The following is a 9739-nucleotide window of genomic DNA, read 5'->3' on the forward strand; positions in this document are numbered from 1 at the left end:
GCGGGACGGCCACGCCGCGCGGACCTATCGTGAGGGCGTGACGGACGTGCAGCGCACCGGGGCCGACGCCGCGATCGGTGACTGCGGCCTGTACACGGGGGGAGAGCGGGTGCCCGGGCGGGTCCCGCTGCGGAAGGCCGCGCACGCCGCCGACGCCACCGAGGGGTTCGTCTGGGTCGGCCTGCGCGAGCCCACGGACGCCGACATCGCCGAGGTCGCCGAGGAGTTCGCGCTGCCGCCCCTGGCCGTCGAGGACGCCGTGCACGCGCACCAGCGGCCCAAGCTCGAGATCTACGACGACGTCGTGTTCGCCGTGCTCAAGCCGGTCCGGTACGTCGACCACGTGGAGGTCGTCGAGGTCACCGAGATCGCGATGTTCCTCCGGCCGCAGGCCGTGGTCTCCGTCCGGCACGGGGAGGGCGGCGTGCTGCGGCAGGTGCGCGCGGAGCTCGACGCCGGGGTGCCCGCGGACGAGGACTTCGGCCCGGCGGGGGTGCTGTACCGCACCGCGGACCGGGTGGTCGACGGGTACGAGGCGGCGCTCGGCCACATCGACCTGGACGTCGACGACATCGAGCTGCTGGTGTTCGGCCCCGGCGACGACGACCACTCCGAGCGGATCTACAAGCTCAAGCAGGAGGTCGCGGAGTTCCGCCGGGCGATGCTGCCCCTGCAGCGGCCGCTGGAGCGGCTGGCGGCCGGCGAGGTGCCGCACGTGCCCGCCGCGGCCGAGCCGTACTTCCGGGACGTGCACGACCACCTGCTGCGGGCCGTCGACCAGATCGAGGTGATCGACCGGCAGCTCACCGACGTGCTGCAGGCGAACACGGCGCGCGTCACCACCGGCCAGAGCCGGGTCGCGCTGCGGCAGAACGAGGACATGCGGAAGATCTCGGCCTGGGCCGCGATCGCGCTCGTGCCCACGGCGGTGGCCGGGATCTACGGGATGAACTTCGAGCACATGCCCGAGCTGGGGACCCGGTACGGCTACTTCGTGGTGCTCGCGGTCATCGCGGGCGCGTGCGTGGCGCTGCACCGCGCGTTCCGCCGCAACGGCTGGCTCTGACCCGCTCCCGCACCGCCCCGGGGACCGCACGAGGCGAGGGCCGGGACCCGGGGTGTGCCCCCGCGTCCCGGCCCTCGTCGGCCGTGCGATGCGCCCGAGGTCAGCGGGCGGCGCCCGCGCGGCGCTTGTTGTAGATGTCGAACGCCACGGCCAGCAGGAGCACGAGGCCCTTGACGATCTGCTGCGTCGACTGCGGCACGCCCATCAGCTGCATGCCGTTGGACATCACGGCCATGATCAGGCCACCGACCATGGCACCGGTCACGCGGCCGACACCACCGGTCGTCGACGCGCCACCGATGAAGCAGGCGGCGATGGCGTCGAGCTCGAACATGTTGCCCGCGCCGGGCTGCGCGCCGTTGGAGCGGGACGAGTAGATCGCACCCGCGACACCGGCCAGGAAGCCCATGTTGACGAAGATCCAGAAGTTGACCTGCTTGACCTTCACGCCGGACAGCTGGGCGGCGTTGAGGTTGCCACCGATCGCGTAGACGTGGCGGCCGAAGACCGTGCGGTTGGTGACGGTGTTGTAGGTCAGGATCAGCACCGCGAGGATGATCAGCACGATCGGCAGGCCGCGCGAGTGCGCCAGCTGCCAGGCGAACGCCATGACGACGACCGCGATCGCGACGATCTTGAGGATGAACAGCGGCAGCGCCTCGACGGACTGCTGGTAGCGGACGCGGCCCATGCGGGAGCGCCAGGCGGAGTACGCGTAGCCGACGATGCCGATCGCCGCGATCACCAGGGTGAAGGCGTCGTAGCCGTTGCCGCCGAGCAGGCCGTTGATGAAGCCGCCCGCGACCTTCTGGTAGCTGGACGGGAACGGCGACAGCGAGATGTTGTCCAGGACCTCGTAGGTGAGGCCGCGGAACAGCAGCATGCCGGCCAGGGTGACGATGAACGCGGGGATCCCGACGTACGCGACCCAGAAGCCCTGCCACGCGCCCACCAGCAGGCCGACCACCAGGGCGGCGAGGATGCCGACCCACCACGGCTGCCCGTTCTTGATCACGAGGATCGCGGAGACGGCGCCGGTCAGCGCCACCACGGAGCCCACCGACAGGTCGATGTGGCCGCCGATGATGACGATCACCATGCCGATGGCGAGGATCAGGATGTACGAGTACTGCAGGACGATGTTGGTGATGTTGCCCGGGGCGAGCAGCACGCCGTCCGTGAGGATCGCGAAGAGCACGATGATCGCGAGGAACGCGATGTAGATGCCACTCGTCCGCAGGTTCTTCGTGAAGATGTCCCGCAGGCCTTCCACAGCCGTCATCGAACCGTTTCCTTTTCCTTCGTCATGAGCTCCATGAGGCTCTCCGGGGTGGCGACCGCGCGCTCCTGCACGCCGGTGATCCGGCCGAACGCGAGGGTGTAGATGCGGTCGCAGATGCCCAGGAGCTCCGGCAGCTCGGAGGAGATGACCACGACGGCCTTCCCCGCGTCCGCGAGCTTGTTGATGATCGTGTAGATCTCGTACTTGGCGCCGACGTCGATGCCGCGGGTCGGCTCGTCCAGGATCAGGACCTCGGGGTCCGTGTAGATCCACTTGGACAGCACGACCTTCTGCTGGTTGCCGCCCGACAGCTTGCCGGTCAGCGCCATGACGGTCGGCGACTTGATGTTCATCGACCGCCGGTACTCCTCGGCGACCTTGATCTCCTCGTTGCCGTTGACCCAGCCGGCCTTCGACAGCTTGCCGAGCCCGGCGGCGGAGATGTTCCGGCGGATGTCCTCGATGAGGTTGAGGCCGTAGGTCTTGCGGTCCTCGGTCGCGTACGCGAGGCCGTGGTCGATCGCCTCGCTGACCGAGCGGGTCTTGATCTCCTTGCCGTGCAGGAAGACCTTGCCCGTGACGTTGCGGCCGTAGGACCGCCCGAACACGCTCATCGCGAGCTCGGTGCGCCCGGCGCCCATCAGGCCCGCGATGCCGACGATCTCGCCGGCGCGCACGGTGAACGACGCCCCGTCGACGACGACGCGACCCGGCTGGGTGGGGTGCTCGACGTGCCAGTCCTCGACCCGGAACACCTCCTCGCCGATGTGCGAGACGTGCTCGGGGTACCGGTGCTCGAGGTCCCGGCCGACCATGCCCTTGATGATCCGGTCCTGGGTCACGTTGTCCTCGACCATGTCGAGGGTCTCGATCGTCTTGCCGTCGCGGATGATCGTCGTGGAGTTCGCGATCTCCGCGATCTCGTTGAGCTTGTGCGAGATCATGATCGAGGTGATGCCCTGACCCTGCAGGTGCCGGAGCAGGTTGAGCAGGTGCTCCGAGTCCGAGTCGTTGAGCGCCGCGGTCGGCTCGTCGAGGATGAGCAGCTTCACCTTCTTGGAGAGCGCCTTGGCGATCTCCACGAGCTGCTGCTTGCCGACGCCGAGCTGGCCGATCGGGGTCGTGGGGTTCTCGTCGAGGCCGACCCGGGCCAGCAGCACGGCCGCCTCGGAGTTCGCCCTGTTCCAGTCGACGAGGCCGTGGCGCGCCCGCTCGTTGCCGAGGAAGATGTTCTCCGCGACCGAGAGGTAGGGCACCAGAGCGAGCTCCTGGTGGATGATGACGATCCCCTTCTCCTCGGAGTCGTTGATCGAGCTGAACTCGACCGTCTCCCCGTCGAAGCGGATCTCCCCGTCGTAGGTGCCGTGCGGGTACACGCCCGACAGCACCTTCATGAGGGTGGACTTGCCGGCCCCGTTCTCCCCGCAGATCGCGTGGATCTCCCCGCGCTTGACGTTCAGGTTGACGTCCTGCAGCGCCTTGACCCCGGGAAAGGTCTTGGTGATGGAGTGCATTTCCAGGATGTGGTCGCTCATGCGGCCTCGACCGTCCTCAGTCGTGTCGGGCGATGGAACACGCCGCCGCGGGGCCGGCCGGCACGCGATGTGGTGCCGGCCGGCCCGCGTCGGTCACGCGATGCGTCGGGTGGTCAGGAGGCCTGACCCGCCGCGACCTCCTCCTCGGTCCAGTAGCCCGAGTCGATGAGGAGCGACTGGATGTTGTCGGCGTAGACGATGTCCGACTCCAGCAGGTACGACGGGACGACCTTCACGCCGTTGTCGTAGTCCTCGGTGTTGTTGGCCTCGGGCTCGTCGCCCTCGAGGAACGCCTGGGCCGAGACGACGGCCTGCTCCGCGAGCTTGCGGGTGTCCTTGAAGATCGTCGAGAACTGCACGCCGTCGTTGATGAGCTTGACGGAGGCGATCTCGGCGTCCTGGCCGGTCACGATCGGCAGGCCGGCCTCGATGCTGTCGCCGTAGCCGGCGTTCTGCAGCGCGGTGATGATGCCGCGGGAGATGCCGTCGTAGGGCGACAGCACGCCCTGGACCTTGGTGCCGTCCGAGTACGTGGAGGTCAGCAGGTCCTCCATGCGCTTCTGGGCGGTCTCCTGGAGCCAGCGCAGCGTGGCGACCTGCTCGATGTCGGTCTGGCCCGACTTCACGACCAGCGTGCCGTTGTCGATGTACGGCTGCAGCGTGTCCATCGCGCCCTTGAAGAAGAAGTGCGCGTTGTTGTCGTCCAGCGAGCCGGCGAACAGCTCGATGTTGAACGGGCCGGTGGCGCCGGCCTCGGAGCCGTCCGCGTTGAGCACGCCCAGGCCGACGAGCAGCGAGGTGGCCTGCTGGACACCGACGTTGTAGTTGTCGAACGTGACGTAGAAGTCGACGTTCTCGGTGCCGTTGATCAGGCGGTCGTAGGCGATGACCGGGATGCCCTGGTCGGCCGCGGCCTGCAGCTGGTTGGCCAGCGCGGTGCCGTCGATCGAGGCGACGATCAGCAGGTCGGCGCCCTTCGTGATCATCTGGTCGATCTGCTGCGCCTGCGTCGGGATGTCGTCCGCCGCGTACTGCAGGTCGACCGTGTAGCCGGCCTCCTCGAGCTGGCTCTTCACGGCGTCGCCGTCGGCGATCCAGCGCTCCGAGGTCTCGGTCGGCATCGCGACGCCGATCGTGAGGTCGCTGGGGTCCGCGTTGGTCTCGTCGCCCGTGGTGCTGCCGGCGCCGCCGCCGGAGCACGCCGCCAGGCCGAGCGCGAGAACGCCGCCGAGCGCGACGAACCGGATGCTCTTCATGTCCTTCTCCTCCTCGAGAGGGTTGCTGACCTCGTCGTCAAGGGCACGGATTCGCACCGTCGCCCGTCCTGCCCTGCGCCGCGTGCCGGGGTTGTTCTCCCCCGCCACCGGCGAGCACGTGCACACTCTCCCGGGCTTGACTTCAAGAAGTCAAGCCAAAGGGTCGGGGCCCAGGTTGCAGATGGATAACGGTACGAGACCTCCTGCTCAGGCCGACTGTCGCCGCAGGTCAGCGGCGGTTTCCCTCGCCTCCGGCGGACGCGTCGACGCAGGAGGATCACCCGCGCGGCGCAGACCATTGAGTTCGCGGACCGAACTCAATCGTCCGAACGGACGAACGGCGGGTGAGCGCTCACACGGCGACGGCCCGTCCCCGCAGCAGCGGGGACGGGCCGTCGTCGACGGGCGCGGCGCGGTGCGCCGGCGCGCCCGGGGCTCAGAAGCCCTGGGCGATCCGGTAGTACACCTGGTTCCAGCGCACCTGGTCGCGGAAGCCGCGGCGGGTGGTGTGCTCGTCGATCACCAGCAGCTCGGTGCCGGCGATGTCGGCGTAGATCTCGAACGCCTCGACGCCCGCCGCGGTCGACATCACCGTGTGGTGCGCGCCGCCCGCGGTCAGCCACGCCTCCGCCGAGGTGGCGAAGTCGGGCCGGGGCTCCCAGACCGCGCGCGCGACCGGCAGGTTCGGCAGCTCCTGGGTCGGGGGCACGACGTCGACGACGTTCGCGGTCATCCGGAACCGGTCGCGCATGTCGGCCAGCGACACCACCACGGCCTCGCCCGGGTCGGCGTCGAACACCATGCGGACCGGGTCCTCCTTGCCGCCGATGCCGAGCGGGTGGATCTCCACCCGCGGCTTCGACGTGGTCAGGGAGGGGCAGACCTCGAGCATGTGCGCGCCGAGGATCTTCTCCGCGCCCGGGGTCAGGTCGTAGGTGTAGTCCTCCATGAGCGAGGCCCCGCCGGGCAGGCCCTCGCCCATCACCTTGGCCGCGCGCACCAGGACGGCGGTCTTCCAGTCGCCCTCCGCGCCGAAGCCGTAGCCCTTCGACATCAGGCGCTGCACCGCGAGGCCCGGGAGCTGGCGGAGCGCGCCGAGGTCCTCGAAGTTCGTCGTGAACGCCTTGGCGCCCACCTCGGTCAGGAAGGTCTCGAGCGCGATCTCCTGGCGGGCGGCGTAGCGCAGCGACTCGTGGCGGTCGCCGTCGCGGCGCAGCTCGGGCACCACGTCGTAGAGCTCCTCGTACTCCGCGACCAGCGCGTCGACGTCGGCGTCCGCCACGGCGTCCACGGCCGCGACGAGCTCGTTGACGCCCCAGGTGTTGACCGAGACGCCGAACCGCAGCTCGGCCTCGGTCTTGTCGCCCTCGGTGACCGCGACGTTGCGCATGTTGTCGCCGAACCGGACGAGCTTCAGCTCGTGGGTGGCGGCCCAGCCCGCGGCGGCGCGCGCCCAGGTGCCGACCCGCTTCGCCACGGCCGGGTTCGACGCGTGGCCGACGACCGTCGTGCGGGCGACGCCCAGGCGGGACGCGATGTAGGCGTACTCGCGGTCGCCGTGCGCGGCCTGGTTGAGGTTCATGAAGTCCATGTCGATGCTGTCCCAGGGCAGCTCGACGTTCGCCTGCGTGTGCAGGTGCAGCAGCGGCTTGCGCAGCTGGTCCAGGCCGGCGATCCACATCTTGGCCGGGCTGAACGTGTGCATCCAGGTGATGACGCCCAGGACGCGGTCGTCGGAGTTCGCGTCGAGCATCGCCCGGCGGATCGACACGGAGTCCTTGAGCACCGGCTTCCACACGATGCGGACCGGCACGTCGGCGGCCTCGTCGAGGGTGCGGGCCACCTCCTGGGACTGCTCGGCGACCTGGCGCAGGGTGTCCTCGCCGTAGAGGTCCTGGCTGCCGGTGAAGAACCAGACCTCGCGGTCGGCGTACGGCTTGGTCATGCGTCCTGCTCCTTGTCGTTCGTGGGGGCCGGGGCGGCGGTGCCCTGGCCGTAGACGTTCTGGTACCGCGCGTACAGCGAGTCGACCTTGTCCTGCGGGATCGGCAGCGGGTCGCCGAGCTGGCGGGAGATGTGCACGGTCCGCGCCACCTCCTCGACCATGACGGCGGCCTTGACCGCCGCCTTGGCGTCCTTCCCGATCGTGAACGGGCCGTGGTTCTGCATCAGCACCGCCGGGCTGCGGGACTCGCGCAGCGTCTCGACGATGCCGCGGCCGATCGAGTCGTCGCCGATGAGGGCGAACGGGCCGATCGGGATCGGGCCGCCGAACTCGTCGGCCATCATCGTCAGCACGCACGGCACCGGCTCGGCGCGGGCGGCCCAGGCCGTCGCGTACGTCGAGTGCGTGTGCACGACGCCGCCGACCTCGGGCATGTGCGTGTACACGTAGGCGTGCGCCGCCGTGTCCGACGACGGGCTGCGGGTGCCGTCGACCAGGTTCCCGTCGAGGTCGCAGACGACCATGGACTCGGGGGTGAGCTCGTCGTACGTCACGCCGGACGGCTTGATGACGAGCAGGTCGGCGGCCGACGGGCCGGCGGGGTCCACCTGGACGCGCTGGGACACGTTGCCCGCCGTCCAGACGATCAGCTCCCAGCGGGGCAGCTCGGCGTGCAGCGTCGCGACCACCTCGCGGGTGCGCGCGACCGCCTCCTGCACCTCGGCCGGGTAGTCGGCGAGGGTCCGGGTCATGGGGTTCTCCTCCAGTGGTGGGTGGTCACAGGGCCTCGGTCGCCGCGCGCTCGACGGCCAGGCCGGCGCGGTAGCGCTCGAGGAACTGCTCGTAGCCGGCGACGTCGCCCGCGTCCGGGGTGACGGTCTCGACGTCCGCGCCGGCGAAGACCCGCTCGGACAGGTACGTCGGCAGGTCCTGCTCGGCGGCGGCGCCCAGGTACGCGGCGAGCACCGCGATGCCCCACGCCCCGCCCTCGGCCGCGGTCTCCCCGACGGCCACCGGGGCGTCGATCGCCGCCGCCAGCAGGCGCTGCGCCACGCCCGCCGTCCGGAACATGCCGCCGTGCGCGAGCATCGCGTCGATCGCGACCCCCTCGCCCCGCAGCACGTGCATGCCGAGGCTCAGCGTGCCGAACGCCGAGTACAGCTGGGTCCGCATGAAGTTCGCGAGCGTCAGCCGGCTGTCGGGCGTCCGCACCACCAGGGGCCGGCCGGCGTCGAGGCCGGTGATCGGCTCGCCGGACAGGTAGTTGTAGGCGAGCAGGCCGCCGCCGTCCGCGTCGCCCTCCAGCGCGGCGCGGAACAGGGCGCCGAACACGTCGTCGGCCGCGGCCGGCGCGCCGAGCGCGGTGGCGAACTCGCCGAACAGGCCGGCCCAGGCGTTGAGCTCCGAGGCGCCGTTGTTGCAGTGCACCATCGCGACCAGGTCGCCGGCCGGGGTGGTCACGACGTCGAGCTCGTGGTGCACCCGGGCCAGCGGCTTCTCCAGCACGACCATCGCGAAGATCGACGTGCCGGCGCTGACGTTGCCCGTGCGCGGGGCGACCGAGTTGGTCGCGACCATGCCGGTGCCGGCGTCGCCCTCGGGCGGGCACAGCGGGATGCCGGCCTGCAGCGAGCCGGTCGGGTCGAGCAGAGCGGCGCCCTCCTCCGTCAGCCGGCCGGCGTCCGCGCCCGCGGGCAGCACCTCGGGCAGCAGGTCGCGCAGGTGCAGGCCCGGGCGGCGGGTCGCCACGATCTCGTCGACCTGGGCCAGCATCGTGGCGTCGTAGTCGCGGGTCGCCGGGTCGATCGGGAACATGCCGGACGCGTCGCCGACCCCGAGGACCTTCCGCCCGGTCAGCCGCCAGTGCACGTACCCGGCGAGCGTCGTCGCGAAGTCGATCTGCGGGACGTGCGGCTCGTGGTCGAGGATCGCCTGGTAGAGGTGCGCGATCGACCAGCGCAGCGGGATGTTGAACCCGAGCTTGTCGGTGAGCTCCGCGGCCGCGCGGCCGGTCGAGGTGTTCCGCCACGTGCGGAACGGCACCAGCAGCTCGCCGTCGGCGTCGAACGGCAGGTAGCCGTGCATCATCGCCGAGACGCCGAGCGCGCCGAACGTCGTGGGGCGGACGCCGTAGCGCTGCTCCACGTCGGCGACGAGCGTGGCGATCGACTCCTGCAGGCCCGCCCACACCGCGTCGAGCGAGTACGTCCACACGCCGTCGACGTACTGGTTCTCCCACTCGTGGCTGCCCGTGGCGACCGGCGCGTGGTCCGGGCCGATCAGGCAGGCCTTGATCCGGGTCGAGCCGAGCTCGATGCCCAGCGAGGTCCGGCCGTCCGTGATCGCGGCGGCGATCTCGTCGCGGCGTGCGTCGTCGTGGTCCTGCGCCATTGCGTGCTCCGTCCTCGCGGTCGGGCTGCACTGCCCGCCTGCCTGCGATGTTCCCGCACACGGCGGTCCGCCGCGTCCTGCCCCCGATGTTAGCGCTCACACGCGCGCGCACCAACCGCCCTGCTCGCGCGCCACGGCAGCGCCTTCCCGCCGCCGCCCGTCTCGCCGAGATGGCAGCTCTCGGCTGTCCGCGGAGCCCGCACCACAGCCGAGAGTCGCCATCTCGGCGGGGTCCGGCGCGGGGGTGGAGGGAGGGGTGTCGGG

General features: G+C 70.6%; 7 protein-coding genes. 1 reads left to right on the forward strand and 6 read right to left on the reverse strand.

Annotated elements, in window-relative coordinates:
- Window positions 1-37 precede the first annotated feature (37 nt).
- A complete protein-coding gene (locus MHY85_RS07555) occupies window positions 38-1066 on the forward strand; it encodes a magnesium and cobalt transport protein CorA (RefSeq protein ID WP_239195049.1) in 1029 nt (342 codons plus the stop codon).
- A 100-nt stretch (window positions 1067-1166) separates the two neighbouring features.
- On the opposite strand, the gene mmsB is transcribed toward MHY85_RS07555, so the two are convergent.
- From mmsB to MHY85_RS07585, 6 genes are all read right to left on the reverse strand, one after another.
- The gene (gene mmsB / locus MHY85_RS07560; RefSeq protein WP_239195051.1) at window positions 1167-2348 is read right to left on the reverse strand and encodes a multiple monosaccharide ABC transporter permease; all 1182 of its coding nucleotides are present in this window, start codon (window positions 2346-2348) and stop codon (window positions 1167-1169) included.
- Window positions 2345-3883 carry a multiple monosaccharide ABC transporter ATP-binding protein gene (gene mmsA, locus MHY85_RS07565; RefSeq protein ID WP_239195053.1) on the reverse strand — a complete coding sequence of 513 codons (1539 nt, stop codon included), beginning with the start codon at window positions 3881-3883 and terminating at the stop codon, window positions 2345-2347. Before mmsA ends, mmsB begins: the two co-directional genes overlap by 4 nt.
- A 113-nt stretch (window positions 3884-3996) precedes the next feature.
- Window positions 3997-5139: a multiple monosaccharide ABC transporter substrate-binding protein gene (chvE, locus tag MHY85_RS07570; protein WP_239195062.1), complete on the reverse strand. Its 1143-nt coding sequence runs from the start codon at window positions 5137-5139 to the stop codon at window positions 3997-3999.
- 436 nt (window positions 5140-5575) lie between these two features.
- Window positions 5576-7084 (reverse strand): L-arabinose isomerase, encoded by a 1509-nt coding sequence (araA, locus tag MHY85_RS07575; protein ID WP_239195064.1) that lies wholly within the window; start codon window positions 7082-7084, stop codon window positions 5576-5578.
- Window positions 7081-7836 carry an L-ribulose-5-phosphate 4-epimerase gene (locus tag MHY85_RS07580; protein WP_239195066.1) on the reverse strand — a complete coding sequence of 252 codons (756 nt, stop codon included), beginning with the start codon at window positions 7834-7836 and terminating at the stop codon, window positions 7081-7083. Before MHY85_RS07580 ends, araA begins: the two co-directional genes overlap by 4 nt.
- 25 nt (window positions 7837-7861) lie before the next feature.
- Window positions 7862-9475 (reverse strand): xylulokinase, encoded by a 1614-nt coding sequence (locus MHY85_RS07585; RefSeq protein ID WP_239195068.1) that lies wholly within the window; start codon window positions 9473-9475, stop codon window positions 7862-7864.
- Window positions 9476-9739: the final 264 nt, after the last annotated feature.

The sequence above is a fragment of the Cellulomonas sp. ACRRI genome (assembly GCF_022346185.1).
Taxonomy (GTDB): Bacteria; Actinomycetota; Actinomycetes; order Actinomycetales; family Cellulomonadaceae; genus Cellulomonas.